Raw genomic sequence first — 25,987 nt, 5'->3', positions numbered from 1 at the left:
CAGCAACGCAGGTTGGCATCTCAAGGGACTCTGGCGGAAAGGGGCATATGAATATGATGATGCGATCAGGACCTTACCCATTGCTCTCGTTATCCCGCCTCTGGGCATTGTTGTTGATGACCTTGCTGCTCCTCCCCAGCCTGAGTCTCACCGCCAAAACGTACCCGGTCGAGCAGACCCGCATCGAGCAGTTCTTTCCGGGCGCCATTATTTCCAAGGCCAGCGGTCCCTATCAGGTGCGCACCCTGACCAAAGGGGGCAAGCCGACGGGCTATGCCTTCCAGACCATCGATGTCGTCAACATCCCCGCCTATTCGGGCAAGCCGATCAACATGCAGATACTGCTCGACCCCAAGGGTGTGATCGTCGATGCCTATGTGCTCGAGCACCATGAGCCGATCCTGCTGGTGGGGATCCCGGAAGCGAAGCTGCACGACTTCAGCGCCGGATACAAAGGTGTCGGCGTCGGGCAACGGGTGGTGGTCGGCCACTCCAGCGACCCGGATGCGGTCACAATCGATGCCATCACCGGTGCGACCGTCACCGCCATGGTGGTCAACGAGATCGTCATGCACGGGGCGCACAAGGTCGCGCTGTCCCTGGGGCTGGTCAAGGAGGAGGGGGGGGCGAGACCCAAGCCCGCCCTGGTGCGTAGCGACCTCTATGAGCCCCTCGATTGGACCGGTCTCACCGGCAATGGTGCCATCCGTCGGCTGCACCTGACCCGTGGTCAGGTCGACGAGGCGTTCAAGGGGACGGAGGCAGAAGGTGTCGGCACCGCCCCGGCCGAGCGGGCCAAGGATACCTTCATCGATCTCTACGTCACTCATCTGAACCCACCGACCATAGGTCGCAACCTGCTGGGTGAAAAACAGTACCGGGCACTGATGGAGGGGCTCAAAACCGGCGAGCAGGCCATCGCCGTGCTGGGCAGCGGGGAGTACTCCTTCAAGGGATCGGGCTATGTGCGTGGCGGCATCTTCGATCGGGTGCAACTGCGCCAGTTCGGCGACACCATCAGCTTCCGCGATCTGGACTTCCAGCGCCTCGATGATGTCTACGCCGGGGGGATGCCGACGTTTGGCGAGATGGCCATCTTCACCATCCGCGCCCATACCGCCTTCGATCCTGGTTCACCCTGGAGTCTGGAGTTGCTGGTGCGGCGTCAGACCGGCCCCATCAAGAGTGTCTTCAGCAGCTTCGAGCTCCCCTACCAGTTGCCCGAGTCCTATCTGACAAGGCCCCTGCCGAGTGCCGAGGAGCTGGCCGCCGCCGAAGAGGCCGCGCGACCGATGTGGGCGAAGATCTGGTACCAGAAGAGCGTGCAGATCGGCATCATCGGGCTCGCGCTGCTGCTGCTCACCGCCATCCTGTTCTTCCAGGATCGCTTCACCCGGCGACCCCATTTCCTGCACTGGCTGCGCCGTGGCTACCTGCTGTTCACCCTGATCTACATCGGCTGGTATGCGCTGGGACAGCTCTCGGTGGTCAATGTGCTGACCTTCGTCCATGCGCTGTTCCAGGATTTTCGCTGGGAGCTGTTCCTCACCGATCCCGTCATCTTCATCCTCTGGACCTTCGCCGCCGCCACTATCCTGCTCTGGGGCCGCGGCGTCTTCTGTGGCTGGCTCTGCCCGTTTGGTGCCCTGCAGGAGCTGATCAACGAAGGGGCCCGCAAGCTGAAGGTCCGCCAGTTCGAGCTGCCCTTCGCCGTGCATGAACGGCTCTGGGCCATCAAATACATCATCCTGCTGGTGCTGTTCGGCATCTCGCTGGAGTCGATGCAGATGGCCGAGCAGGCCGCCGAAGTGGAGCCCTTCAAGACGGCCATCATCCTCGGCTTCGATCGGCAGTGGTGGTTCGTGCTGTACGCCGTGCTGCTGCTGGTGATCAACCTCTTCACCCGCAAGCTCTACTGCCGTTACATCTGCCCGCTGGGGGCCGCGCTGGCGATCCCCACCAAGCTGCGCCAGTTCGACTGGCTCAAGCGTCGCAAGGAGTGTGGCAGCCCCTGCCAGCTCTGCGCCAAGGAGTGCGAGATCCAGGCCATCCACCCGGATGGGCGGATCAATGCCAACGAATGCCACTATTGCCTCGATTGCCAGATGACCTATCACAACGAGCGCAAGTGCCTGCCACTGGTGATGAAAAACAAGCAGGCCAAGCGTGGCGCCCAAGGACAGGTGGGCACTGAACGGATACCTGTCACCTCCATTGAAACCTGAATAACCAATAACCATCGCGAGGCGAGTCCGTTCGCCCCGTCTGAAAATGATAAAGGAGTCGGTTTATGAGTGATATGTATCCTGACAACACCGAGCAGGAGCTGAGTCAAGGCGGCCTCAGCCGTCGTAGCTTCTTCAAGGGGGCGAGTGCGCTGACGGGGGCCGCCTTGGCGACCACGGCCTTCGGTGGTGCTGTGATGAGCCGGGAGAGCTGGGCGGCGGCCGTCTCCGAGGCCAAGCAGAACATTCATGTCGCGCCGGGCGATCTGGATGACTACTACGGCTTCTGGAGTGGCGGTCACCAGGGCGAAGTGCGGGTCATGGGCATTCCCTCCATGCGCGAGCTGATGCGGATCCCGGTGTTCAACATCGATTCCGCCACCGGCTGGGGCCTGACCAACGAGAGCCGCCACATCATGGGGGAGAGCGCCAGGTTCCTGAATGGCGATTGCCATCACCCCCACATCTCCATGACCGACGGCAAGTACGACGGCAAGTACCTCTTCATCAACGACAAGGCCAATAGCCGGGTCGCCCGCATCCGGCTGGACATCATGAAGTGCGACAAGATGCTGACGGTGCCCAACGTCCAGGCCATTCACGGCCTGCGCCTGCAGAAGGTGCCCCACACCAAGTACGTGTTTGCCAACGCCGAATTCGTGATCCCCCATCCCAACGATGGCACCAGCTTCGATCTGCAGAGCAAGAACAGCTACACCCTGTTCAACGTCATCGACGCCGAGAAGATGGAGATGGCCTTCCAGGTGATTGTCGATGGCAACCTGGACAACACCGATGCCGACTACACCGGCACCTATGCGGCGTCCACCTGCTACAACTCGGAGAAGGCCTACGATCTGGGCGGCATGATGCGCAACGAGCGCGACTGGGTGGTGGTCTTCAACATCCCGCGCATCGAGGCGGCCGTCAAGGCGGGCAAGTTCGTGACGCTGGGTGACAGCAAGGTGCCGGTGGTGGATGGTCGGGAAGGTTCCGAGCTGACCCGCTACATCCCGGTGCCGAAAAACCCGCACGGCTGCAACACCTCGTCCGATGGCAAGTACTTCATCGCCAACGGCAAGCTGTCACCGACCGTGAGCATGATCGAGATCGCCAAGCTCGACGATCTGTTCGCCGGCAAGTTCAAGGATCCGCGCGAGGTGATCGCGGCCGAGCCGGAGCTGGGTCTGGGCCCGTTACACACCACCTTCGACGGTCGCGGCAACGCCTATACCACCCTGTTCATCGACAGTCAGGTCGTGAAGTGGAACATGGCCGACGCCGTGCGCGCCTACAACGGCGAGAAGGTGGACTACATCCGGCAGAAGCTCGACGTGCAGTACCAGCCCGGCCACATCCATGCGTCCCTGACCGAGACCAGCGAAGCCGATGGCAAGTGGCTGGTGGCGCTGTGCAAGTTCTCGAAGGATCGCTTCCTGCCCACCGGCCCGCTCCATCCGGAAAACGATCAGCTGATCGACATCTCCGGCGAGGAGATGAAGCTGGTGCATGACGGCCCCACCTTCGCCGAGCCCCACGACTGCATCCTGGCCCGCCGGGATCAGATCAAGACCCGCAAGCTGTGGGATCGCAAGGACCCCTTCTTCGCCCCGACCGTCGAGATGGCGACCAAGGACGGCATCAAGCTGGAGACCGACAACAAGGTGATCCGCGATGGCAACAAGGTGCGGGTCTATATGACCTCGTCGGCCCCGGCCTACGGCATCACCGAGTTCAAGGTCAAGCAGGGGGATGAGGTCACTGTGGTGATCACCAACATCGATCAGATCGAGGATGTCAGCCACGGCTTCGTCATGGTCAACCACGGCGTCAGCATGGAGATCAGCCCGCAGCAGACCTCCTCCATCACCTTCACCGCCGATAAGCCAGGCCTGCATTGGTACTATTGCAGCTGGTTCTGTCATGCGCTCCACATGGAGATGGTGGGTCGCATGCTGGTCGAACCGGCCTGACCATGGGTCAGGGTGGTGCCGAGCCGGCACCACCCGCATTTTCAGGATGTTGGACATGAACCCTCTCTCGGTCTTACCGGCTTTGCCAAGACGGCTTTGGCGCACCGTTGCGCTGTGGGTGCTGGGCTGTTCCTGCATCGGGGCCGCCTGTGCGGCACCTCAATCCATTCGCTCCCTGCCCCTGCAACCCGATGGTGAGGCGCACTGGCGTCTGCCTGCCGGCGAGTATCGGGGGCAGTTTCGTATCGAAGCATCCCTGACGCTCAGTTGCGAGGCGGGGGCGGTGCTCGATGCCGAGGGGGAGGGCAATGCCCTCACCATCGCCGCGCCGGACGTGACGGTGCAGGGTTGCACCCTGACGAACTGGGGTAACAACCTCACCCAACTCAATGCCGCCGTCTTCATCCAGCGGGAAGCCACCCGCGCCAGGGTGCAGGCGAACCGGATGCGGGGACCGGCCAGCGGGATCTGGGTGGATGGCACGAGCAACGTCAGCCTGCTGGAGAATGTCATCGAGGGAGATCCGCAGATCCGCTCCCAGGATCGCGGCAACGGCATCCATCTCTATGCGGTGCACGGGGCGCGGGTCATCGGCAATCGGGTACGCCACGCCCGCGATGGCATCTACATCGACACCTCCAACGGCAACAGCCTCGAAGGCAATCGGCTGGAAGATCTGCGCTACGGCATTCATTACATGTTTTCCAACGACAACAGGGTGGTGGGCAACCTGACCCGCCGTACCCGCACCGGTTACGCGCTCATGCAGAGTCGCAAGCTGACCGTGATCGGCAATCGCTCCGAGCAGGATCAAAATTACGGGATCCTGATGAATTACATCACTTATTCCACCCTCACGGACAACCTGGTCACGGGGGTGCGTGACGGCGGCTCGGGTGAGGACATGGCGATGACCGCGAGCTCCGGCTCCGAGGGCAAGGCACTGTTTATCTACAACTCGTTGTTCAACCGCATCGAGCGCAACCGGTTCGAGCACAGCACGCTCGGCATCCATCTCACGGCCGGGTCGGAGGATAACCGCATCAGCGACAACGCCTTCATCAACAACCGGCAGCAGGTCAAATATGTCGCCTCCCGGCGCCAGGAGTGGTCGGTGGAGGGGCGCGGCAACTACTGGAGCGATTATCTGGGCTGGGATCGCAACGACGATGGCCTGGGCGAGGTGGCCTACGAACCGAACGACAACGTGGACAGGCTGCTCTGGCTCTACCCGCAGGTTCGGCTGCTGATGAACAGCCCCGGCATCGAGGTGCTGCGTTGGGCCCAGCGCGCCTTCCCCATCATCAAGTCGCCCGGCGTGCAGGATAGCCACCCGCTGATGCGGCCTCCCGCCATCCAGGCGCATCAGAAACAGGAGGATCCCTCATGAAGGCGGTCGATATTCAGGGCGTGCACCAGCGCATCGCGGGCATGACCATATTGCAGGACTTGAACCTGAGTCTGCACGAAGGGGAGGTGCTGGGGCTGTTTGGCCATAACGGCGCGGGCAAGACCACCAGCATGAAGCTGATCCTCGGCCTGCTGACGCCCAGCGAGGGCAGGGTCGAGGTGCTCGGTGGCCAGCCGCAGGATCTCGAGGTGCGGCGTCAGCTCGGTTATCTGCCGGAGAACGTGACCTTCTATCCGCAGCTCACGGGGCGGGAAACCCTCGCCCATTTCGCCCGTCTGCGGGGGGCGGCCCCCCAACAGGTGGCGGTGTTGCTGGATCAGGTCGGGCTCGGCCACGCGGCGGATCGCCGGGTGAAGACCTATTCCAAGGGGATGCGCCAGCGGCTCGGCCTGGCCCAGGCACTGCTCGGCGAGCCGCGCCTGCTGTTGCTCGATGAACCCACGGTGGGGCTGGATCCCATCGCCACCCATGAGCTCTATCAGCTGATCGATCGCCTGCGCCAGGGGGGCACCAGCATCATCCTCTGCTCCCACGCGCTCGCCGGGGTGGAGGCCCACCTCAATCGCGTCGCCATTCTGGCCGGCGGCCGCTTGCAAGCCGTGGGCGACCTCGCCCAGCTGCGCGCCGACACCGGCTTGCCGGTACGGATGCGCGTTCACGGGCTGGCGGACGGCAACCATTGGCGTGACCGCTGGCAGGGGGCTGGCCACCAGACGCGCCTGCTCGATACACAGAGCCTGGAAGTGGTGGTGCACAACGGCCACAAGCTGGCGCTGCTGCGCGAGTTATTGCGTGAATGCGAACCGGGCGATATCGAGGTGCATCAACCCTCGCTGGAAGATCTCTATTGCCACTACATGGCGCGCGCCGATCAGGCGAACCGCAAGGAGGTTCAGCCATGAATCAGGTCTGGAACATTGCCCGCAAGGAGTTCAGCGATGGATTGCGCAACCGCTGGCTGCTGGCCATCACCCTGCTGTTTGCGGTGCTGGCGGTCGGCATCGCCTGGCTCGGCGCCGCTGCCTCCGGCCAGTTGGGCTTTACCTCCATCCCCGCCACCATTGCGAGTCTGGCGAGCCTCGCCACCTTCCTGATGCCCCTGATCGCCCTGCTGCTGGCCTATGATGCCATCGTCGGTGAGGAGGAGAGCGGCACCCTGATGCTACTGCTGACATACCCCCTCGGTCACGGCCAGATCCTGATGGGCAAATTTGTCGGCCATGGCCTGATCCTGGCGCTGGCGACGCTGCTCGGCTTTGGCTGCGCCGCCCTGGCCATCGCCGTGCTGGTGGAGGATATCTCCCTCTCCACCCTGGTCTGGGCGTTCGGCCGTTTCATGGTGTCGTCGACCCTGCTGGGCTGGGTCTTCCTCGCCATGGCCTATGTACTGAGCAGCAAGGTCAGCGAGAAGTCCCGGGCCGCCGGGCTGGCGCTGGGCGTCTGGTTCCTGTTCGTGCTGGTGTTCGATCTGCTGCTGCTGGCCTTGCTGGTGCTGAGCGAGGGGCACTTCAGCGCCACCCTCCTGCCCTGGCTGCTGTTGCTCAATCCGGCGGACATCTACCGGCTGATCAACCTCTCCGGCTTCGAGGGGGAGAGTGGCGGGCTGGGGGTTCTTTCTTTGGGGAGCGAATTGCCCTTTCCCAGCGAGCTGCTCGGGCTCTGCCTGCTGTTGTGGGTCGGCGTGTCGCTGTGGCTGGCTTATGCCGTGTTTCGTCGTCGCTCGCTCTGAGCCGGGTATGACAAGGATATTAATATGCTGAATTCAAATGGTTTTTATCTCAAAGGCAGCCTGATGGCCCTGCTGCTTGCGCTGGCCGGTTGCAACGATGCCGGCTCGGATCGACAGGTTTATGAGCCGGTCGCCTTTCACTCCGGCGACGAGTGTCACGTCTGCGGCATGGCGATCGGTGACTTTCCCGGCCCCAAGGGGGAGGCGGTGGGCAAACAGGGGGCGATGAAGTTCTGCTCCACGGCCGAGCTGTTCGGTTGGTGGTTGCAACCGGAAAACCGGGGACAAGATATCACCCTCTATGTGCACGACATGGCGCGCTCGACCTGGGAGAAACCTCATGATGACGCCCTGATCGACGCCCGCCAGGCCTTTTATGTCGTCGGCGCAAACCTGAAGGGGGCCATGGGGGCCGCACTGGCCTCGTTCGCCCGCGAAGAGGATGCCAAGGCGTTCGCCGCCAAACAGGGCGGCAGGCTGGTGCGATTCGGGCAGATAGATCTCGCCTTGCTGCAACCCGAGTCCCATCAGGCCGAGTCGCACGGCGGCCCGGCGGCCCATTGATCGGCTGGCATCGACCACATTTTTTCACCCTTATCACTCATTAGATCGCAAGAGGATGCTCCCATGATGGGGATCAGTGTTTGGAAGCTTTTGATCATTCTCGCCATTGTCATCATGTTGTTTGGCACTGGACGCCTGCGTGGCATCGGTTCGGATCTGGGCAATGCCGTGCGGGGATTTCGCAACATGCTGGGCGATAAAGAGAGCCAGTAAGAGAACATTATCCGCGCCCGATATCTGATGCCGTTGGTCGCGCCGGGCCGCCAGCGTGACCGGGATTGGGAGGCCGGATACCAAGCGGGGGCGTTGCCGCCTCCATCAACAAAAGGAAATACCAACATGAAAAAAAGCGTGCTTTCACTGTTAGTACTGGGTTCTGTGTTCGGCCTGCAACCGGCGATGGCGCAAGATGGCGAGGCGCTGTTCAGGAGCAAGCCTTGCGTGGGCTGCCACATGGTGGACTCCAAGCTGGTCGGCCCCGCCTTCACGGATGTAGCCGCCAAGTATGCAGGGCAGAAGGACGCCGCCACCCTGCTGGCCGGTCGCATCAAGAATGGCACCCAGGGCACCTGGGGTGCCGTGCCCATGCCGGCCAACGCCGTCACGGAAGACGAGGCCAAGACCTTGGCCGAATGGGTGCTCAGTCAGAAAAAATGAGTCGTGTCGGCTCGCACTTGGGCCGATGTTGAGTCAGGGGGGATCCGGGACCTTGCCGCTAGGATCACCCTCTGACCATCGGGTCCCGCTCTCTTTCCACCTCAAGAGACGATGCCGGTGCTCCACATGATGAGTGTCCGGCGCCCGTCATCTCTCCCGACGCGCACCCAGGTTCCCCGCCCCCTGTCTATGCCGATGCCCGGCAGTCCCGACGACCCTCTCGTGAACCAGGCCGCCGATGATCGTCGCCTCCCTGACTTCCTCTATGCGGAGGCCACACAGGGTGGGGTCTGTCGTTGGCGAGCCGAAGAAAACGGGAGGGATGGCGTGGGCCATCCCTCTTTTCATTGATGCATCAGATCTGGCGATGCCAGTCGCGTCAGATCCTGGGGGTGAAGGGGGTCAGCTTGGCCAGCGGGGCGGCGTCCATAAACTCCTGGGACGCTTCACCGTGTTTGAAGATCTTGAAGCCCTCGCCCCGAGCGCTCCAGTACTCGATGGTGTCGCCGCTGATCTGCAGCAGGCTGGCCTCGCGCAGGGCCACCACGTGCTCGCTCGGGTTGATGGCGCAGAACTCGGCGAGGCGCTCGTCCCGGGTCTCCCCCATGTGGCCGCTGATGCCGGCATCCAGGTAGTGGGGGTTGATCTGCAGGGGGAACAGGCCCAGCGCCGGTAGCACGGCGGCGCTGCACACCGGCATGTCGTTGGTGGTGCGGATGCTGGGGGTAGCCACGTTGCAGCCGGCGCTCCAGCCCACATAGGGCACGCCTCGCTCGCGCACGGCACGCTGGATGGGCACCACCAGGCCGTATTCGTGCAGCAGCTGGTTCAGGCGCCAGGTGTTGCCGCCGCTGATGAAGATGGCGTCGGCCCGCTGGATGGCATCCACCGGATCGTCGAACTGGTGGATGCTGATGGCCTTCACCCCCAGGCTCTCGCTGAGTTCGAAGGCGCGGGCGTCCCAGTCGCTGCGGATCACCGCGTAGGGGATGAGCAGGATGCGCTTGACCTGGTTGCGAGCGAGCAGGGTTTGCACCCGGTCGCGGGCCCAGCCGAGCAGGCCGGGGTGTTCTGTGGTTTTACCGTTGCTGAGCAGAAGCAGTTCCATGATGTGTCCTCGAAACAAGGCGCAGGACCCGAGCGATCCTGGTGAAGAGAAGAGGGCACTCTACCGCCATCGAAGCGCCAAATGTGTGATCCCTGCCCGTTTTGTACGGTTGCAGGCCACTCAGGGGTGTTCGTTCACCTGCGCGTAGCGCAGCAGCATCTCGGCGAGGGAGTTCACCGCCAGGCGTTTCATCAGGCTGGCGCGGCACACCTCGACGGTGCGCACCGAAATGCAGAGATCCTGCGCTATCTGCTGGTTCTTGTGGCCCCGGGCGATGAGCTGCAACAACTGGCGTTCGCGCGGGGTGAGGCGCTCAAAGGCGGCCAGCTGGGCGAGGCGGGTGGCCGCCGCCTGCGTCGCCTGCTCGGCCCGCTCGATGGCGGCGAGCAGGGGGACCAGCTGCACCGGCTTTTGCAAGAAATCCACCGCCCCCTGCTTGAGGGACTCCACCGCCAGGGGCACCTCGCCGTGGCCGGTGAGAAACAGGATGGCGATGGGGCTCTGGGCCGCCTTCAGCCGCTGCTGCACCTCGGGGCCAGAGAGCCCCGGCATGCGGCAGTCGAGGATGAGGCAGGCGGGCTGGTGCAGATCGACCTCTGCCAGAAAGCGCTCGCCATCGGAAAAGCTGAACAGCTGCCGCTCGTCGCAGCTCTCCAGCATGAAGCGCAGGGAGTCGAGCACGGCCTCGTCGTCATCGACCAGATAGAGCGGGGGGCGGGCAGGGGTCGGCATCTCAGTTCCTTGGCATGTCGGTGGATGAAGGGAGGGTTTCGGGGGGCGGCACAGGCAGAATGACCCGGGCCAGACAGCCGTGGGGGCTCAGGTTCTCCAGGGTGAACTGGCCGCGATGGCTCTCGACCACCTCCCGGCAGATGGCCAGCCCCAGCCCCATGCCATCCGCCTTGTCGCTGTAAAACGCCTGCTGCAGCAGGGCCGCAGGTTCCCTCAGGCCGGCGCCGTTGTCGCGGATCTCCAGCCGCAGGCTCTGTGCCTCGAAGGCGATCAGCAGCTCGGCCCGGGCAGGCTCCTGTGCCGCTGCTGGCGTAGGAAGGCGAGCCCTCTGCGCCGCACTCTCGGCGCCATTCTTGATGAGGTTGACCAGCAACTGCTCCATCCCGGTGCCGTCCAGAGGGAGCCGGCGCGGCTGGCCTCGCCAGTGCAGGGTGAAGGCGACGTCGAGGGGCGCCAGCATCTGCTCCAGCAGGGGGCACAGCTCCGCCACCAGGGTGGGGAGGTCGCAAGGCGCGAAGCGGGGAGGGCGCTTCTGCAGCCGGGCCCTGAGCCGGTTGACGGTCTGGGTGATGCGCTGGACCTGGAGCCCTATCTGCTCCAGGGCCTGACGCAGGGAGGCCTGGGCGGCAGACTGGGCCGGATCCTGTGCCAATCTGTCCAGTCGCAACAAGGCTCCCTGGCTGTAGTTGGCGATGGCGCTGAGGGGCTGATTGATCTCGTGGGCCACGTTGGCGCCCAGCTCGCCCAGTTCGGCGAGCCGTCTGGCCTGTGCCAGCTGGCGTCCCTTCTGCTCGAGCTGGTGGCGGGCTTTGAGCAACCGGCGCTGGCTGCGGTTGAACAGGTATTGCAGCAGCAGGTGGTGGCCCCCCAGCAGCAGCACCAGCGCCAGGGCGCCCCAGCCCCACTGCTGATGCTGGCGCAGCCAGTGCCAGGCCGCTTGCCACCAGGGGCCCTGCAGCGGGTGGCGATCCAGCGCCTGGAGCAGGCGGTCGATGGCGAGCTCGCTGGTGGGCACGGTCCAGCCCGCCGAATCGGCGGCGATGGCCGCCTCGCTATCTGCGGGCAGGTCGAACAGCGCACGGGTCACCGCCAGCGCCAGCGCGGGGGAGGCCCGCTCAGTCTTGGCGAAGGACCAGTTGGGGTAGAGCCGGGTCGAGCTCTGGCAACCAAAGCCGGTCGGCGCCTGATCATCCAGCACCCGATATGCCCCCCTGGCGACCTTGCCCTCCCGCTCCATGCGCTCCAGCTGGCACACCGGCACGATGGCGGCGGCTACCTCCCCTGCCGCCAGCCGTTCGATGAGCCGGTCCAGCGGAAAGCCGGTGAACTGCACGGTGGAGAAGAAGTGCTCCAGCCTGACCCCCTGTTCGCCTGCCTCGAAGCGATAGGCGAGGTAGCCGCCGAAGGCGTTCTCCGAGACGGCGGCGACCGCTTGCCCTTCGAGGTCACGCCAGTGTCGGTAGGGGGCCTGGGCGGGCACCACCAGGGCGGCGCCGATGGCGAGATTGTCCCCCCCGGCCGGGCTCTTGAGGGTGGCGAGCCAGGCCAGCGGGTACTGGCGAGCCAAGCTCACCGACTGGCCCGGGTTGGTGATGACGAAATCGAGGTGCTCGCGGGCGACGGCCTCGGCCAGCTCATCGAGCCCCAGCGGATGCAGCACGAAGCGATGGGCGGGCACGCGCTGTGCCAGCCAGCGCAGCAGCGGTTGCCACTGGGCTCTTGCCAGTGCCGGGCCGCGGGTCGCCAGCACGCCGATGCGTATCGGCTCGGCCAAGGCCTGCACCGGCATGGCCTGGGATGGTGCGGATTCCTGTCGGGCCGGCGCTGGCGAAGAGGGGGTCGGGGCGGCTTGCACCCGCAGCGGCAGGGCTGACAGCGCGAGCCAGAGCAGCAGGCTGAGCAGGGGCAAGGGAACTGGGGCGTGCAGGGGGCTCTCCTCTCGATGTAAAGGGGGCAGTCTATCACTGGGGCGCGCGCTTGCACGCGAACGGGGCCGGGAGGGGCGGCAAACGCCGCCCCGGTCACAGTTCAGCAGGGCTGGGCCATTTTTTATTGCGCTGGATCAACCCGGCTCCCGGTATGTGGAAAACCACAATAGAGGCGACTTCCTGCGTTGAGGACAATCGGCCCAACCCCTTTCAAGCCAGCTCAGCAGAAGGAAAGACGCCATGGAGCCCAGCAAGCGCCGATTGTTATCCGGGATCGCCGCCCTCACCGCAGGGGCGGCCCTGATCCCCGTCACCCAGGTTCAGGCGCAGTCCGTTCCCGCTCCCCGCAACGGGCGAGCGGCCATCAGCCGGGGGGACGGGCGCAAGCGTTACGGCATGCTGATCGACCTGCGCCGCTGCGTCGGCTGTCAGGCCTGCACCGTGGCCTGCACCATCGAAAACCAGCCCCCCCTCGGCCAGTTTCGCACCACGGTGAGCCAGTACGAGGTGAGCGACGTGGCCGCCCTCGAGGCTCCCGCCTCCCTCTTGATGCTGCCAAGGCTCTGCAACCACTGCGCCGAGCCCGCCTGCCTCGAGGTCTGCCCTACCGGTGCTACCTTCCAGCGCGATGACGGCATCGTCGTGGTCAACAACGACTGGTGCGTCGGCTGCGGCTACTGCGTGCAGGCCTGCCCCTACGACGCCCGCTTCATCAACCACGAGACCAACACCGCCGACAAGTGCACCTTCTGCGCCCATCGGCTGGAGGCGGGGCTCTTGCCCGCCTGCGTGGAGAGCTGTGTCGGCGAGGCGCGCATCATAGGCGATTTGAACGACCCCAAGAGCCGGATAAGCCGCTTGCTGCGCGAACACGAGCCGGCCCTCAAGGTGCTCAAGCCGGAGGCCAATACCCAGCCGCGGGTCTTTTATCTCGGCATGGACGAGGCCTTCGTCAGCAAGGTCGACGGCAACCCGGCCCTGCGCACCCTGCTCACCGACGATGGCAAGGAGATAGCCCATGGTCATTAACGAACTGCTGGCCCCGGCTCAGCCCATCACCTGGCTGCCCTGGGCGGTGCAATATTTCTTCCTCATCGGCCTCGCCTACGGGGCCCTCTGGCTCGGCGCGTTTGAGCTGTGGCGCAAGGCGCCGGATCCGCGGCTGCAGACCCTGGCGGCGGTGCTGATGGTGGCGGCCGGTCTGGTGGCCCCCATCGCCCTGACCGCGGATCTGCACCAGCCGGCCCGGGCCTGGCACTTCTACGCCCAGACGCGCTTTGGCTCCGTCATGTGGTATGGCGCCTATCTGCTGCCGCTGTTCAGCCTGCTCTCCATGCTGCTCGGCTGGCTGCTGCTAAGGCCTGCCCTGGCCCGGCGTGGCGCAGACGGGGACAAGATAGCCCGCCTTGCCCGGCTGCTCTGCCTGGGAAGCTGGTCGGGGCTCGTCTGGCAGCGGCCCCTCTCCCTGCTGGCGGCTGTGAGCGGGCTCAGCATCGCCCTCTACACCGGGCTTGAGACCATGGCGGTGGCGGCGCGCCCGCTCTGGCATACCCCCTGGTTGCCCTGGCTGCTGACCCTGAGCGCGGTGCTGGGGGCTCAGAGTGCCCTGCTGCTGCTCAATCGCTTGCTGGCGGGCTGGCATGCCCAGACCGAGTCGACCCTGCTGCACCAGAGCGGCTGGACGTTAGGCCTGCTGGCGCTCTCCCTGCTGGGCTGGGCCCTGTTTGGCGGCGCCTCGGCGGCAGAGGCTGCAGCCCTCTATCGGCTCGACCCGAGCTGGCGGCTGGCGGCCCACTGGCTGTTGCTGATCCTGGGGCTGGCCAGCCTGCTGATGCTGCTGCGGCCCAGGATCTCTGCCCGCCTGTCACTCTGGGGGTTGGCGCTGCTGGGGCTGCACCTGGTGTGGGGCCTGCGCTGGCTGGTGCTGATCCAGGGGCAGCTCGCGCCCAAGTACGGGGCCGGCGTCTATCTCTATGAAATCGCCTGGGGCCCGGCCGGTGTGCTCGGCATTCTCGGCACCTTCGGTCTGTTGCTGGCCCTGCTGGTGGCCCTCTCGGAGCTGGTGCGCCCCTCTGTTTCCCCCGCCATCAAGGCACCCACTCCTTTTGCACGCGAGGCACTCTGATGGATCACAGCAAGCGCAAGTTTCTCAAGGGCGCCGCCATCGCCGGCGGCACCGGATTGTTCGTCGCCGGTTACAGCGACACCCTCAAGCAGGTGGCGACTGGCCTTGCCACCGGCAGTTCGGGCCAGCCGACCCGGGATCCCATCCATGGCAACTCGCTGGCCGTGGAGTACCGGGTTGACGAGCAGGGAGCGTTGCACCCCAACCCGGCCCAGCGGGTTGCCAACACCATGTGCCTCGGCTGCTGGACCCTGTGCGGAGTGCGGGCACGCATCGACAACGAGCGCGACCAGATAGTGCGGATCCTGGGCAACCCCTATCACCCCCTCTCCGCCCGCCATCACATCGACTTCAAGATCCCGGTCAAGCAGGCGCTGCTCGCTACCAGCGGCTACCAGGAAGGGGGGCTGGACGGGCGCTCCACCGCCTGCGCGCGGGGCAACGCCATGCTGGAGCAGCTCGACAGCCCGCAGCGGGTCACCCGCTGTCTCAAGCGGGTGGGGCCCCGTGGCAGTGGCCGCTGGCAGAGCATCCCCTTCGAGCAGCTGGTGGCCGAGGTGGTGGAGGGGGGGGATCTGTTTGGCGAGGGCCTGGTTGAGGGGCTGCGGGCCATTCGCAACCTCGCCGAGCCCCTCGACCCGGCCAACCCGGAGTACGGCCCCAGGGCCAACCAGCTGCTGGTGAGCAACGCCTCGGACGAGGGGCGGGATCACTTCATCAAGCGCTTCACCTTCAACAGCTTCGGCACCCGCAACTTCGCCAACCACGGTGCTTATTGCGGCTTGTCGTTCCGGGTCGGGGCCGGCGCCCTGCTGGACGATCTGGAGAAGAACGCCCACCTCAAGCCGGACTGGGACGAGAGCGACTTCCTGCTGTTCATGGGCACCTCGCCCCAGCAATCGGGCAATCCCTTCAAGCGCCAGTCTCGTCAGCTGGCGGCAAACCGGGCGCGACCGGGCAAGCCGTTCTCCTACGTGGTGGTGGCTCCCAGCCTGCCCAACACGGTGAACATGCCGTCCGCCCCCGCCAACCGCTGGCTGCCCATCCGTCCCGCCACCGACTCGGCGCTGGCCATGGCCATGCTGCGCTGGATCATCGACAACCAACGCTATGCCGAGCCCTTCCTGACGGCACCCAATGCCGCCGCCGCCGAGCGGGCCGGCTATCGCGGTTTTTGCAACGCCAGCCACCTGGTGCTCTGTGATGAGACCCACCCGCGCTTCGGTCAGATGCTGCGGGTCAGCGATCTTGGTTTGCCCTTTGAGGGGGAAGCCTATGGAGAGGGGGATGCCATGCTGGTAGAGGAAGCGGGCAGCGGCGAGCCGAGACCCGCCGGCCAGTGTGAGCGGGCCAACCTCTGGGTGGATCGCACCATTCAGGGCCTCAAGGGGGAGCTGATGGTGAAGAGTAGCTTCCAGCTGCTGGCCGAGGCGTGCCGGGAGCACACTCTCGCGCAATACAGCGCCGAGTGCGTCGTGCCGGTGGCCGATATCGAGGCGCTGGCGCGGGAATTCACCAGCCACGGCACCCGGGCGGCGGTGGTCTCCCACGGCGGCACCATGAGCGCCAACGGCTTCTACTCGGCCTGGGCCATCATGATGCTCAACGTCATGATTGGGAACCTCAACGCCCGGGGCGGCGCCGTGGCGAGCGGCGGCAAGTTCGATCCCTTCGGGGCGGGGCCGCGCTACGATCTGGCGAGCTTCCCCGGCATGGTCAAGCCCGCCGGGGTCTTCTTGTCGCGATCCAAGTTCCCCTACGAGAAGACCTCCGAATATCGCCGCAAGCGCGAGGCGGGCCAGAACCCCTATCCGGCGCAAGAGCCCTGGTTCCCGATCTCGGGCCCATTGCTCGGCGAACACCTGACTGCGGCGGTGAACGGCTATCCCTACCGGCTCAAGGCCTGGATCAACCACATGGGCAACCCCCTCTACGGTCAGGCCGGGCTCAGCAAGGCCATAGGCGAGCAGCTCAAAGACCCTGCCGTGCTGCCCCTTGTGGTCAGCATCGACAGCTTCATCAACGAGTCGTCGGCGCTGTCGGATTACATAGTGCCTGATACCCTCACCTACGAATCCTGGGGCTGGGCCACCGCCTGGCACGGGGTGATGACCAAGGTCTCCACCGGTCGCTGGCCTATCGTGGAGCCAAGAGTCGCCAAGACTGCCGAGGGGGATCCGGTCTGCATGGAGTCCTTTTTTACCGCGGTGGCCAAACGGCTGGGGCTGCCGGGCTTTGGCGAGGGGGCGCTCAAAGGGGCGGACGGCAAGTTGCATGGCATGAACAGGGCGGCGGACTTCTCCCTCTACGGGGCGGCCAACGTCGCCTATCTCGGCGAGCCGGTGCCTCCTATCGGGCCTGAGGATCTCGCCTGGTCCGGGGTGGAGCGGATCCTGCCGGTGCTGAATGCCACCCTGAGTGCGGAGGAGGCGGGCCGCGCCGCCTATCTCTTCGCCCGTGGCGGGCGCTTCGAGCCGGCGGCCAAGGGGCGCGATGACGCGGGTCAGCCAAGCAAGCGCTGGCCCAAGCCGCTGATGGTGTGGAACCCCGAGGTGGGCAGCCGCCGCCACAGCCAGAGCGGGCAATACTTGAGCGGTACCCCGCGCTTCTTCCGCCCCCAGCTGGCGGACGGCACGCCGCTCAATGAGGCGTTCAAACCGGCCCAGTGGCCGCTGCTGCTCACCAGCTACAAGTCCCACACCATAAGCTCCATGAGCATCGGCTCGGATCGCCTGCGCCAGGTGAACCCCAGCAACCGGGTGCGGCTCAATGAACAGACGGCGGCGCAGCTGGGCATCGAGAGCGGGGACAGGGTGCGGGTCAGTACCCCGGATGGCAGCGTGATTGGGGTGGCCGAGTGCGTGGCCGGGGTGCAGGCCGATGCCATCGCCATCGAGCACGGCTTCGGCCACAAGGAGCTGGGGGCGCGGGAACACTGGATAGACGGCCAGAAAGTGGTCGCCAATCCGCTGCGCGGAGCCGGGGTCAATCTGAATGACTTGGCGGTGCTGGATCCCAGCCGCCATGGCCGCTACCCCCTGGTGGACTGGGCCATCGGCTCGTCGGCCCGTCAGGGGCTGCCGGCCCGGGTGGAGAAGCTGGTATGACAAACCAATGAAAACGGGGCCTGCGGGCCCCGTTGCTTGTCTGCTCTGCGTCACAGTTACAGTCACAGTGTGACGTCGACCCACACCAGGCGGTGATCCGAGCTGACGCCCTTGGCGATGCCCAGCTTGGCGTCATACACCAGGTGGTAGCCAGGTTCGAAGCTGGCCGGCCAGAACACGCCGGAGGCGACCGCGTTCAGGTTGGCGGAGGGCAGCACGTGGTCAAGCTGCAGGCCGCTGCTGCTGGTGATGCGCTCCGGGGTGGGGCGGTTGTTGTTGCGCTTGCACTGATCCGGCTGGCTGGCGAGGCACTCGGGGCCGCCCTGGCTGACCGGGATCAGGGCGCCGTTGGTGACGACCTGGTTGACCAGCGCATGGTTGTGCAGATCCTGAATGGCGGTGAGATCCCCGTCGCCAATCTGGGGATCGGCGTTGAGATCCCCGGCGATGACGAACTTGGCGCCCTCGGCCAAGCCACCCGCCTTGCCTGCGTCATCCACCATGTAGCCTGCCCCTGCCACATAGTCCTGCCAGAAGGCTATCTCCGCACGGTTGCGTTTGACGTTGTGGCGCGCCGCGTTGCCGAAGATGGGCGGGGTCGGGTGGGAGATAAGGAAGTGGAGCACCTCCTCCCTGTCTCCCTGCCTGATGCGCACCGGCACGTCGGCGTGGTTCTTTGAGGAGAGGGGGAGCGCCTGCCAGGCGGCGTCGTCATACCAGGCATCGCCACACTGGCGGCCGCTCGGGATCGGTGCCCTGGGGTTGTGGCAGTCGTCGATGACGGGGTTCGCTTCGCCCGGCATCTCCTTCCACTTGAAGGTCTGGAAGGTGCGGATCTGCCTGGTATCGATGGGATACCGGGACATCACGGCGAAGGCGTACTGGCCGTGATAGCTGCCAAAGCCCCAGGCGTCGTCCGGCCTGCTCACTCGGCCATCCAGGTTGAGGTCATGGCCGCTCATCAGGCCGGTGTTGGTGGCGAAGTTCTGCAGCACCGGATAGCTGATGGCGGTCACCTCGTCGTGCTGGGCATGGGCCAGGTAGTTGTCGTTGAAGGCGTGGAGGTCCGTGGTGTCGCTGCCCTTGCCGTCATTGTCGAATTCGCTCAGCAGCAACACGTCCGGCCGGGTGCGCTGGATGATTTCGGCGATGTTGCGGATCTGCTGCACGTCGAGGGCCTTGGTCTTCTCGGCGCCGCTCAAGGTGCCGTCGGCGAGGCGGGCCAGCAGGGCATCCTGCTCGGTGCGGGTCAGGGCGAGCTCTTCCCCCAGCATGCCGGGTGCAGTGCGATCGAAGGCGAGATTGAAGGTGGCAAAGCGAACCATGTCGGGCCTCGGCGTCAGTGTGGCCGGGACAGCCTGCCATCTTTGGCAGGAAAATGGCAGCACCCTGCCGAATTTCATGGGAAAGGTGCCCGGGTTTCCCCCGTGACACGCAAGCGCTCGGCTCAGGCCCAGCGGGAGAGAGGGGAGGGAATGGCGTAGGCGTAGCCCTGTTGGTAGTCGCAGCCCAGCCGGTTCGCCACCTCGATATGGGCCTGGGTCTCCACTCCCTCGCACACCACGGCCATGCCGAGTCGTTGCAGGTATTTCACCAGCCCCGTCAGCATGTTGAGGGCATGGGTGCTGCGTACAGCCTGGAGCAGCAGGGAACGATCCAGTTTCACGATCTCGTAGGGGAGCATCATCAGGCGCTGGAAGTTGCATGCCAGGGAGCCGAAGTCGTCACAGGCGATGTGGGCGCCATGGGCTCGCAACACCTCGATCATCTCCCTGTGCTGGTGCTTGATCCTGACGTGTTCCAGCACCTCGAACCAGATGGCGATCCCCAGCTTGCGGGCCTGGAGCAGCACCAGCAACAGCAGATTGCGGTAGGTGGGGCTGGAGAGCGCCGGATTGAGGTTGATGGAGAGCGCATAGGGGCCTTTTTGGGCGAGCACGGGCAGATCGCGCATGATGGCCCTGAGCATGACGATATCCAGGTGCAGAGCGTCATTTTCGCCGAGGGCGGCAAAATCGATGCCCTGATAACCCTGGCTGCCGGCATCCCAGCGTCTGGCCAGCACCTCATACCCCTTGACCTGACGATCCTGGCCGATGATGGGCTGGTAAAAGGGGACGACGATATCCGCCATGCTGACCATGGCACTCACGGGATACTCTTCTTTGAACGCAAACATGGCTCTCACCTGACGGGAACATGGCTGCGCATCATACAGGGAGGGTCTAAAGGGAGGCTGTAGGAAGAGTCTGATAATGGGCCCTGCTTGGGCGTGGGCAGGAAGGGATCAGGGAAGGGCATGGCCCTGTGCAGGTGCGGTGCCAGCCAGGGGGGCTGCGTGCATGGCCTGGGCAAGCCAGGACCAGTCGAGCATGGGGGAACCCGCCTTGAAGCGCTGATAGGCGCATCCCTGACGGATGGTCAGGAAGAGGGTGCTCGGCAGGCCGAGGCGGTTGAGGTAGCGCACCATCACGTCTCCCTGGTAATCCCGCAGCCGCAGTTGCAGCTCGGGCAGTGTCAGCCCGTGCTCGCGACCCGTTTCATCCCAGATTTCAAACATCTGTGTGCACTCCTTGCGACATGAGGCTCCACTGTTTCTAAAAAGTGCGGGGAGGGCAATTGTCAGATCTGACAGCGCCATATGGATTCTATCCAGAAAAGCGAAAACCCGGCGCGAGGCCGGGTTGTCTGAAGGATGGTGGAGGGAGAAGGATTCGAACCTTCGAAGGCAGAGCCGTCAGATTTACAGTCTGATCCCTTTGGCCGCTCGGGAACCCCTCCACAGGGGCATTGCATATTGTGTTCAGGAAGATGGTGGAGGGAGAAGGATTCGAACCTTCGAAGGCAGAGCCGTCAGATTTACAGTCTGATCCCTTTGGCCGCTCGGGAACCCCTCCACGGGGTATTTTCCTGATTTTTACTTACTTGACGCACTTGAATGGTGGAGGGAGAAGGATTCGAACCTTCGAAGGCAGAGCCGTCAGATTTACAGTCTGATCCCTTTGGCCGCTCGGGAACCCCTCCCCAAGTGCGAGGCCGCATACTACCAGATCCGGCAAGGTTGTGAACCCCTTGGCCGCATTCTGACGACAAAAAAGTGTCAAGTGGTCATTTTTTGATATGTTTCGCTCAAAATTCACACTTTTCAATGACTTTTATGTCGCTGCCGAAACGGCGAGGGGACGTAGGGGGGCTGGCTGCCAGGAGCCACGGGGCTCCTGGGGAGCTGGCGCTCGCTCAGGCGTCGGCGGGGCGGGCCTGCTGGCAACCCTGCACCGCATGGGCGATGAGTTCGAGGGCGCTCTGCTCGCAGGGGGGCAGCACCTCGTCGCAACTCGCGATCGGGGTGACGCGATCCCCCCACTTGATGAGGGCGGCGCCCCAGGTCAGCCCGGCCCCGAAGGCGGCGGTCAGCAGGTAGCTGTTCGGCTTGACCCGACCCTGCTCCAGCGCCTCGCACAGGGCGATGGGCACGGTGGCGGCGGAGGTGTTGCCGTACTGCTCTATGTTGACCATCACCTTCTCCATGGGGGCGTTCATCCGCTTGGCCAGGGTCTCGATGATGCGAACGTTCGCCTGGTGCGGCACGATGAGGTCGATCTGCTCGGGGGCGATGCCGGCCTGGGCCAGTACGGTGCCGGTGGCTTCGCCCATGCCGCGCACGGCGCGCTTGAAGATCTCCTGCCCCTCGAAGTTGAAGGTGAAGAGGCCGTCAATGTCGGCGAAACGCACCCGATCCGTACCGAAGTTCGGCACGTGCAGTATCTCCCGCGCTTCGCTGTCACAACCGAGCTTGCTGGCAATCAGGCCGCTCTCCTGCTCGCTCGCCTCGATGATGACGGCGCCTGCGCCATCCCCGAACAGCACGGCGGTGTCGCGCTTGGCCCAGTCCAGCAACTGGGTCAGCCGCTCGGCACCGATCACCAGCACCCTTTGCATCATGCCGGTCTGCACCAGGGAGGTGGCGACCGAGAGGGCATAGACGAAGCCGGTGCAGGCGGCGTTGAGGTCGAACACCGCCGCCTTGTGGGCGCCGAGGGCCTGCTGCACGGCGGAGGCGCCATTGGGGACCAGCGTGCCCGGTGTGGCGGTCGCCAGGATGATGCCATCGAGGGCGGCGGCGTCCAGACCTGCGCACGCCAGGGCGCGACGGGCGGCCAGGGTGGCGAGCGTCTGGGTGCTGACATGGGAGACCCGGCGGGCCTTGATGCCGGTGCGCGGGTAGATCCACTCGTCCGAGGTATCCATGATGGTGCCGAGGTCATCGTTGGTCAGCGAGGCGGGGGGCAGGCATTTTCCCCACCCGGTGATAGTGGCGTATGTCATCTTGTCGTCGCTTGTCGTGATGGCCGCCCTGGGGCGGAAAGTGGCGAAATTATGCCGCACGGGGCGTTCACTGTCATCCTGCGGTCCCCCCAGTGTAAGGGGAGTGGCGGGAGCAAGACCGTGATTTTGCTTAAATTTCCGCTTCTCCTTGCCGTAAGATGAAGGCCCGACCCAGGCTCTCCCTTCCCGAGGTGTTGTCAGTGCACAAAGCGAATCTCAACCTGTTGCCCACCCTCAAGGTGTTGCTGGAGACCCGCAACATCAGCCGGGCGGCGGAGCTGCTGCACCTGAGTCAGCCCTCTATCAGCAAGCAGCTCGGCCAGCTTCGCAGCGAGTTTGGTGACGAGCTGCTGGTGCGGGAGGGGCAGCGCTGGCTGCTGACGCCGCGGGCCGAGAGTCTGGCGGCGGCGCTTGCCGACTCCCTCGGTGCCCTGGAGCGGCTCTACGCGGCGCCGGAGTTTGTCCCCGAGCGCTGCGAGCGGGTGTTCCGGCTCGCCTCCTCCGACTACGTGGCCCAGCACATCCTGCCGGACATCTGCGCGGCGCTGGCAAGGGCCGCGCCCCAGGCGGCGCTGGAGTACAGCCTGTGGGACAAGCGCCTGCTGCCGCAGCTGTGGCAGTCCGAGCTGGATCTGGTCTCCACCATCACCGAGCTGGTGCCGGATCAGATCCGCGGTCTGCATCAGGGGGAGGACAGGCTGGTGATGCTGATGGGGCGCCATCACCCGCTCTCGGGCACGGCGCCCAGCCTGGAGGAGTACCTCGCCTGGCCCCACCTGCAGGTGAGCGGCGGCGGCGACAAGGACAGCCCGGTGGAGCAGGTGCTGGCGCCCCTGGGGCTCTCCCGTCGCTGGTTTGCCCGTGTGCCCTTCTTCCAGGCCGCAGTGGAGGTGCTGCTGCGCACCGATTGCCTGATGACCACCCCGGCCCACATCGCCTGGCAGCTGTCCAGGGAGCATGCCCTGAGTTTTTGCGACCTCCCCTTCGCCACCCGGGTGCAGCAGTATCATCTGCTGTGGCACCAGCGCCACCACCTGGATCCGGCCCACCGCTGGTTTCGCGAGCTGGCCTACCCCTTCCTGCGGGATCACCTGCAATTCACCCTGGGGGAGAGCCGCAAACAGCTGGAGCGGAAGGCAGACCCGCTCCGCTAGGGCAGTCCGTTATGCCAGCCTATAGCCGTTGGCTATGGGCTCTATTCATAACTTTCACTTCTGGCATAGCTGGCCGACCCCTACCCTGATTCCGGGTAGCAACATTCGGCTTGAAAGAAGGACAGAGTATGGAAATGACGAGTTGGCTGGCGCTCGCCGCCATCTGCGTGATGGGGGCCATCAGTCCGGGGCCCAGCTTGGCGCTGATCATCCGCAACACTGTGCAGGGGGGGCAGGGCCACGGGGTGGCGACGGCGCTCGGCCACGGCCTGGGGGTGGGGATCTACGCCCTCATCACGGCGCTGGGGCTCTCGGTACTGATCACCCAGACCCCGCTGCTGTTTGATCTGATCCGCTACGGCGGCGCGGCCTTTCTCGCCTGGCTCGGGCTCAAGGCGCTGCTGGCCAAGCCCGCCAGTGGCGACGCTGCCGACGAGACGGTGCACGGTGCGCGTGGCCGTCAGGGGGCGTTCGAAGGCTTTATGGTGGCCTTCTTGAACCCCCAGCTCGCCATCTTCTTCATCGCCCTGTTCAGCCAGTTCGTGCATGCCGACACCGGCTGGCGTGAGGGGGGCATCATGATGCTGACCGCAGGCGGCATCGATGCGCTCTGGTATGTGCTGGTGGCCCTGGTGCTCTCTCGCGGGCCCGTACTCGCCTGGCTCAAGGCCAAATCCACCGTGATCGACAAGGTGAGCGGCCTGGTGCTGCTGGGGCTGGCCCTCAAGGTCGTGATCTAGCTCCGCGTCGGGTGCCAGCGTAGTCGGCACTCTCTCAGGGCCAGGGGATGAGGGGGGCAGCCAGATGTCCTTGTACCGGGTCAATCCTGCATTCTGCGGTGATCTTAAGCGGGATCAAGGCGGGGGGCGGGGAGTCTGGCTAGAGTGGCGGCCATTTGCAGCCCTTCGAACCGGACGTTATGCGCGATCAGAACCATCACAACCGCCTGGAGTTGCTGGCCCCGGCCAAGAACCTCGCCTATGGCATCGAGGCCATCAACCACGGCGCCGATGCCGTCTACATGGGGGGCCCCGCCTTCGGTGCCCGCAGCGCGGTGGGCAACAGCCTCGAGGACATCGAGGCCCTGGCCCGCCATGCCCACCGCTTCGGCGCCCAGGTCTTCGTCGCCTTCAATACCCTGCTGCACGACCACGAGCTGGAGCAGGCCCGGCGCCTGACCCATCAGATCTACGAGGCAGGGGCCGATGGGCTGATCGTGCAGGACATGGGGCTGCTGGCGCTCGATTTGCCCCCCATCGCGCTGCACGCCAGCACCCAGACCGACAACCGAACCCCGGAAAAGGTGAAGTTTCTGCAGGACGTGGGCTTCTCCCAGGTGGTGCTGGCCCGCGAGCTCTCCCTTGCGCAGATCCGCGAGATAAGCGCCGCCACCAGCGTGCAGCTGGAGTTCTTCATCCACGGCGCCCTGTGCGTCTCCTACAGCGGCCAGTGCAACATCAGCCACGCCCGCACCGGGCGCAGCGCGAATCGCGGCGAGTGCGCCCAGCTCTGTCGACTGCCCTGTTCCCTGCAAACGCCAGCGGGGGAGGTGCTGGTGGAAAACAGCCACCTGCTCTCCTTGAAAGACATGGATCAGACCGACAACCTGGAGGCGCTGATCGCCGCAGGGATCCGCTCCTTCAAGATTGAAGGGCGCCTCAAGGGGCTCGACTACGTCAAGAACGTCACCGCCTGGTATCGCCAGAAGCTGGACTCCATCCTGGCGAGCCGCCCCGATCTGGTGGCCGCTTCCGCCGGTCGTTGCAGCTACACCTTTACGCCGGATCCCAAGAAGAGTTTCAACCGGGGCAGCACCGACTACTTCCTCCATGGCCGACAGCCAGGCATCGACTCGCCGCGCAGCCCGAAATACGTCGGGGAGCCGCTCGGGCGCGTCACCAGCGTGACCCGCGATGGCATCGAGATCGACGGCCAGGCCGTTGCCCTCAACAACGGCGATGGCCTCGGCTTCTTCAAGCCGGGGGGCGAGCTGGTGGGGATGCGCCTCAATAAGGTGGAAGAGAAGGCACAGAGCAAGCGGTTACTCCTGTCGGAACCCATGCCCGGTCTCAAGGTAGGCACCGAGATCTTTCGCAACCACGATCAGGCCTTCAGCAAGCAGCTCGAAAAGGGGAGCGCGGATCGCCGCATCCGGGTCGATATGCGGCTATCGGAGTGCGACGAGGGACTGCGGCTCACGCTTACCGACGAGCAGGGCATTGGCGCCGCCGTCACGCTCCCCTGCGACCAGCAGCTGGCCGACAACCCGGAACGGGCGCTGCAGCAGGCCAGGGATCAGCTCGGCAAACTCGGCAACACCCTGTTTGTGGCTCGCCAGATTGAGTTGGCATTCACTCGCCCGCTATTTATTGCGGCTTCACAGCTTAACGGCTTGCGCCGGGACGGCATTGCCGCCCTGGAGGCGGCCCGTCTGGCTGCCTACCGGCGACCCGAGCGGCGCATTCCCCTGCGAGGCGCCGTTTATCCCCAACATCGGCTCTCCTACCTCGGCAACGTGCTGAACAGCGCGGCGGAGCAGTTCTTTCGCGAACACGGGGTGGGGAGCATCGCCCCCGCGTATGAGGCGAACAAGGAGGAGCGGGAAGTGGTGCTGATGACAACGAAGCACTGCATCCGCTACAGCCAGCAGCTCTGCCCCAAGGAGGTGCCCGGTCTCAAGGCCGAGCCCCTGGAGCTCAAGATGGGCAAGGAGAGTTTCCGCCTGCGTTTTGACTGCCACCGCTGCGAGATGCAGGTGATGGGCAGCCTCAAGGGGTGATGGCCTAGTCCTGTCCCCTTTCCTGGGTTCTTCGCGGGATCTTGGGGAAGTGGAAGTTGACAGACAGGGTGCTGGTAAACTGGCTGTCTCCAAACACACCACCACCATCACCCTGCTGTCGCCGTGCATCATATTGATATTGCCTCCTTCTGGCCAGGTTATACCGTCA

General features: G+C 64.9%; 20 protein-coding genes, 3 tRNA genes and 1 pseudogene. 14 read left to right on the top strand and 10 right to left on the bottom strand.

What is annotated here, in order from left to right:
- Positions 1-80: 80 nt before the first annotated feature.
- The 8 genes from J9892_RS22915 to J9892_RS22880 all read left to right on the top strand — a co-directional run bounded on the left by J9892_RS22915 (position 81) and on the right by J9892_RS22880 (position 8,559).
- Positions 81-2,225, top strand: a complete 2,145-nt coding sequence (locus J9892_RS22915; RefSeq protein ID WP_223930493.1) for a NosR/NirI family protein — start codon at positions 81-83, stop codon at positions 2,223-2,225.
- Positions 2,226-2,290: 65 nt separating this feature from the next.
- Positions 2,291-4,198 carry a TAT-dependent nitrous-oxide reductase gene (nosZ, locus tag J9892_RS22910; protein WP_111896410.1) on the top strand — a complete coding sequence of 636 codons (1,908 nt, stop codon included), beginning with the start codon at positions 2,291-2,293 and terminating at the stop codon, positions 4,196-4,198.
- A gap of 55 nt (positions 4,199-4,253) precedes the next feature.
- Positions 4,254-5,588 (top strand): nitrous oxide reductase family maturation protein NosD, encoded by a 1,335-nt coding sequence (locus J9892_RS22905; protein WP_223930485.1) that lies wholly within the window; start codon positions 4,254-4,256, stop codon positions 5,586-5,588.
- Complete coding sequence (locus J9892_RS22900) at positions 5,585-6,511, top strand: ABC transporter ATP-binding protein (RefSeq protein WP_111896409.1); 927 nt, start codon at positions 5,585-5,587, stop codon at positions 6,509-6,511. Before J9892_RS22905 ends, J9892_RS22900 begins: the two co-directional genes overlap by 4 nt.
- Complete coding sequence (locus J9892_RS22895; protein WP_111896408.1) at positions 6,508-7,338, top strand: ABC transporter permease subunit; 831 nt, start codon at positions 6,508-6,510, stop codon at positions 7,336-7,338. Before J9892_RS22900 ends, J9892_RS22895 begins: the two co-directional genes overlap by 4 nt.
- Before the next feature lie 24 nt (positions 7,339-7,362).
- Positions 7,363-7,902 carry a nitrous oxide reductase accessory protein NosL gene (locus J9892_RS22890; RefSeq protein ID WP_111896407.1) on the top strand — a complete coding sequence of 180 codons (540 nt, stop codon included), beginning with the start codon at positions 7,363-7,365 and terminating at the stop codon, positions 7,900-7,902.
- Between the two features lie 63 nt (positions 7,903-7,965).
- Positions 7,966-8,115 carry a twin-arginine translocase TatA/TatE family subunit gene (gene tatA, locus J9892_RS22885; RefSeq protein ID WP_042074916.1) on the top strand — a complete coding sequence of 50 codons (150 nt, stop codon included), beginning with the start codon at positions 7,966-7,968 and terminating at the stop codon, positions 8,113-8,115.
- 126 nt (positions 8,116-8,241) lie between these two features.
- Positions 8,242-8,559, top strand: coding sequence for a c-type cytochrome (locus J9892_RS22880; RefSeq protein ID WP_042074913.1), 318 nt, complete (start codon positions 8,242-8,244; stop codon positions 8,557-8,559).
- Between the two features lie 379 nt (positions 8,560-8,938).
- Here J9892_RS22880 and pepE read toward each other — a convergent pair whose 3' ends face one another.
- The 3 genes from pepE to J9892_RS22865 all read right to left on the bottom strand — a co-directional run bounded on the left by pepE (position 8,939) and on the right by J9892_RS22865 (position 12,308).
- The gene (gene pepE, locus J9892_RS22875; protein WP_113978710.1) at positions 8,939-9,667 is read right to left on the bottom strand and encodes a dipeptidase PepE; all 729 of its coding nucleotides are present in this window, start codon (positions 9,665-9,667) and stop codon (positions 8,939-8,941) included.
- A 120-nt stretch (positions 9,668-9,787) separates the two neighbouring features.
- Positions 9,788-10,399 carry a response regulator gene (locus J9892_RS22870; protein WP_052815175.1) on the bottom strand — a complete coding sequence of 204 codons (612 nt, stop codon included), beginning with the start codon at positions 10,397-10,399 and terminating at the stop codon, positions 9,788-9,790.
- Between the two features lies 1 nt (position 10,400).
- A complete protein-coding gene (locus tag J9892_RS22865; protein WP_161957729.1) occupies positions 10,401-12,308 on the bottom strand; it encodes a PhnD/SsuA/transferrin family substrate-binding protein in 1,908 nt (635 codons plus the stop codon).
- Between the two features lie 259 nt (positions 12,309-12,567).
- Between J9892_RS22865 and dsrO the strand changes: the two genes are divergently transcribed.
- From dsrO to J9892_RS22850, 3 genes are read left to right on the top strand one after another with little or no spacing between them, the layout of a single operon-like run.
- Positions 12,568-13,356: a sulfate reduction electron transfer complex DsrMKJOP subunit DsrO gene (gene dsrO, locus J9892_RS22860; protein WP_039215890.1), complete on the top strand. Its 789-nt coding sequence runs from the start codon at positions 12,568-12,570 to the stop codon at positions 13,354-13,356.
- Positions 13,346-14,452: an NrfD/PsrC family molybdoenzyme membrane anchor subunit gene (gene nrfD, locus J9892_RS22855; protein ID WP_210539109.1), complete on the top strand. Its 1,107-nt coding sequence runs from the start codon at positions 13,346-13,348 to the stop codon at positions 14,450-14,452. The genes dsrO and nrfD overlap by 11 nt, the downstream gene beginning before the upstream one ends.
- A complete protein-coding gene (locus J9892_RS22850; protein WP_210539108.1) occupies positions 14,452-17,559 on the top strand; it encodes a tetrathionate reductase subunit A in 3,108 nt (1,035 codons plus the stop codon). The genes nrfD and J9892_RS22850 overlap by 1 nt, the downstream gene beginning before the upstream one ends.
- Positions 17,560-17,621: 62 nt before the next feature.
- Here the strand turns inward: J9892_RS22850 and J9892_RS22845 are convergent.
- From J9892_RS22845 to J9892_RS22815, 7 genes and pseudogenes are all read right to left on the bottom strand, one after another.
- Positions 17,622-18,924 (bottom strand): annotated as a pseudogene (locus J9892_RS22845) (endonuclease/exonuclease/phosphatase family protein).
- A gap of 82 nt (positions 18,925-19,006) precedes the next feature.
- Complete coding sequence (locus tag J9892_RS22840) at positions 19,007-19,738, bottom strand: EAL domain-containing protein (protein ID WP_113724961.1); 732 nt, start codon at positions 19,736-19,738, stop codon at positions 19,007-19,009.
- A 108-nt stretch (positions 19,739-19,846) separates the two neighbouring features.
- Entirely contained in the window at positions 19,847-20,119 is a 273-nt protein-coding gene (locus tag J9892_RS22835; RefSeq protein WP_049636154.1) for a hypothetical protein, read from the bottom strand.
- Between the two features lie 136 nt (positions 20,120-20,255).
- Positions 20,256-20,340: transfer RNA gene (locus J9892_RS22830), tRNA-Tyr, on the bottom strand.
- A 31-nt stretch (positions 20,341-20,371) separates the two neighbouring features.
- A tRNA-Tyr gene (locus tag J9892_RS22825) sits at positions 20,372-20,456 on the bottom strand.
- Between the two features lie 42 nt (positions 20,457-20,498).
- Positions 20,499-20,583: transfer RNA gene (locus J9892_RS22820), tRNA-Tyr, on the bottom strand.
- A 213-nt stretch (positions 20,584-20,796) separates the two neighbouring features.
- Positions 20,797-21,885 (bottom strand): ketoacyl-ACP synthase III, encoded by a 1,089-nt coding sequence (locus J9892_RS22815; protein WP_069651795.1) that lies wholly within the window; start codon positions 21,883-21,885, stop codon positions 20,797-20,799.
- 200 nt (positions 21,886-22,085) lie between these two features.
- Between J9892_RS22815 and J9892_RS22810 the strand changes: the two genes are divergently transcribed.
- From J9892_RS22810 to J9892_RS22800, 3 genes are all read left to right on the top strand, one after another.
- Positions 22,086-23,039, top strand: a complete 954-nt coding sequence (locus tag J9892_RS22810; RefSeq protein ID WP_103244386.1) for a LysR family transcriptional regulator — start codon at positions 22,086-22,088, stop codon at positions 23,037-23,039.
- A 128-nt stretch (positions 23,040-23,167) separates the two neighbouring features.
- Positions 23,168-23,779 carry a LysE family translocator gene (locus tag J9892_RS22805; RefSeq protein ID WP_103244387.1) on the top strand — a complete coding sequence of 204 codons (612 nt, stop codon included), beginning with the start codon at positions 23,168-23,170 and terminating at the stop codon, positions 23,777-23,779.
- A gap of 179 nt (positions 23,780-23,958) precedes the next feature.
- The gene (locus J9892_RS22800) at positions 23,959-25,818 is read left to right on the top strand and encodes a U32 family peptidase (protein WP_113978567.1); all 1,860 of its coding nucleotides are present in this window, start codon (positions 23,959-23,961) and stop codon (positions 25,816-25,818) included.
- The last annotated feature ends 169 nt before the right edge of the window (positions 25,819-25,987 follow it).

Source organism: Aeromonas sp. Prich7-2, from assembly GCF_017939255.1.
Classification (GTDB): Bacteria; Pseudomonadota; Gammaproteobacteria; order Enterobacterales; family Aeromonadaceae; genus Aeromonas; species Aeromonas caviae.
This window is presented reverse-complemented; position numbering and strand designations above follow the sequence as displayed.

Excerpts from the sequence above, each read along its gene's own strand:
- J9892_RS22870 (WP_052815175.1), bottom strand. The coding sequence starts at position 10,399 with ATGCCGACCCCTGCCCGCCCCCCGCTCTATCTGGTCGATGACGACGAG.
- J9892_RS22880 (WP_042074913.1), top strand. The coding sequence starts at position 8,242 with ATGAAAAAAAGCGTGCTTTCACTGTTAGTACTGGGTTCTGTGTTCGGC.
- J9892_RS22805 (WP_103244387.1), top strand. The coding sequence starts at position 23,168 with ATGGAAATGACGAGTTGGCTGGCGCTCGCCGCCATCTGCGTGATGGGG.
- J9892_RS22840 (WP_113724961.1), bottom strand. The coding sequence starts at position 19,738 with ATGTTTGCGTTCAAAGAAGAGTATCCCGTGAGTGCCATGGTCAGCATG.
- J9892_RS22835 (WP_049636154.1), bottom strand. The coding sequence starts at position 20,119 with ATGTTTGAAATCTGGGATGAAACGGGTCGCGAGCACGGGCTGACACTG.
- J9892_RS22850 (WP_210539108.1), top strand. The coding sequence starts at position 14,452 with ATGGATCACAGCAAGCGCAAGTTTCTCAAGGGCGCCGCCATCGCCGGC.
- J9892_RS22815 (WP_069651795.1), bottom strand. The coding sequence starts at position 21,885 with ATGACATACGCCACTATCACCGGGTGGGGAAAATGCCTGCCCCCCGCC.
- dsrO (WP_039215890.1), top strand. The coding sequence starts at position 12,568 with ATGGAGCCCAGCAAGCGCCGATTGTTATCCGGGATCGCCGCCCTCACC.
- J9892_RS22900 (WP_111896409.1), top strand. The coding sequence starts at position 5,585 with ATGAAGGCGGTCGATATTCAGGGCGTGCACCAGCGCATCGCGGGCATG.
- nosZ (WP_111896410.1), top strand. The coding sequence starts at position 2,291 with ATGAGTGATATGTATCCTGACAACACCGAGCAGGAGCTGAGTCAAGGC.
- tatA (WP_042074916.1), top strand. The coding sequence starts at position 7,966 with ATGATGGGGATCAGTGTTTGGAAGCTTTTGATCATTCTCGCCATTGTC.
- J9892_RS22800 (WP_113978567.1), top strand. The coding sequence starts at position 23,959 with ATGCGCGATCAGAACCATCACAACCGCCTGGAGTTGCTGGCCCCGGCC.
- J9892_RS22890 (WP_111896407.1), top strand. The coding sequence starts at position 7,363 with ATGCTGAATTCAAATGGTTTTTATCTCAAAGGCAGCCTGATGGCCCTG.
- J9892_RS22905 (WP_223930485.1), top strand. The coding sequence starts at position 4,254 with ATGAACCCTCTCTCGGTCTTACCGGCTTTGCCAAGACGGCTTTGGCGC.
- pepE (WP_113978710.1), bottom strand. The coding sequence starts at position 9,667 with ATGGAACTGCTTCTGCTCAGCAACGGTAAAACCACAGAACACCCCGGC.
- nrfD (WP_210539109.1), top strand. The coding sequence starts at position 13,346 with ATGGTCATTAACGAACTGCTGGCCCCGGCTCAGCCCATCACCTGGCTG.
- J9892_RS22895 (WP_111896408.1), top strand. The coding sequence starts at position 6,508 with ATGAATCAGGTCTGGAACATTGCCCGCAAGGAGTTCAGCGATGGATTG.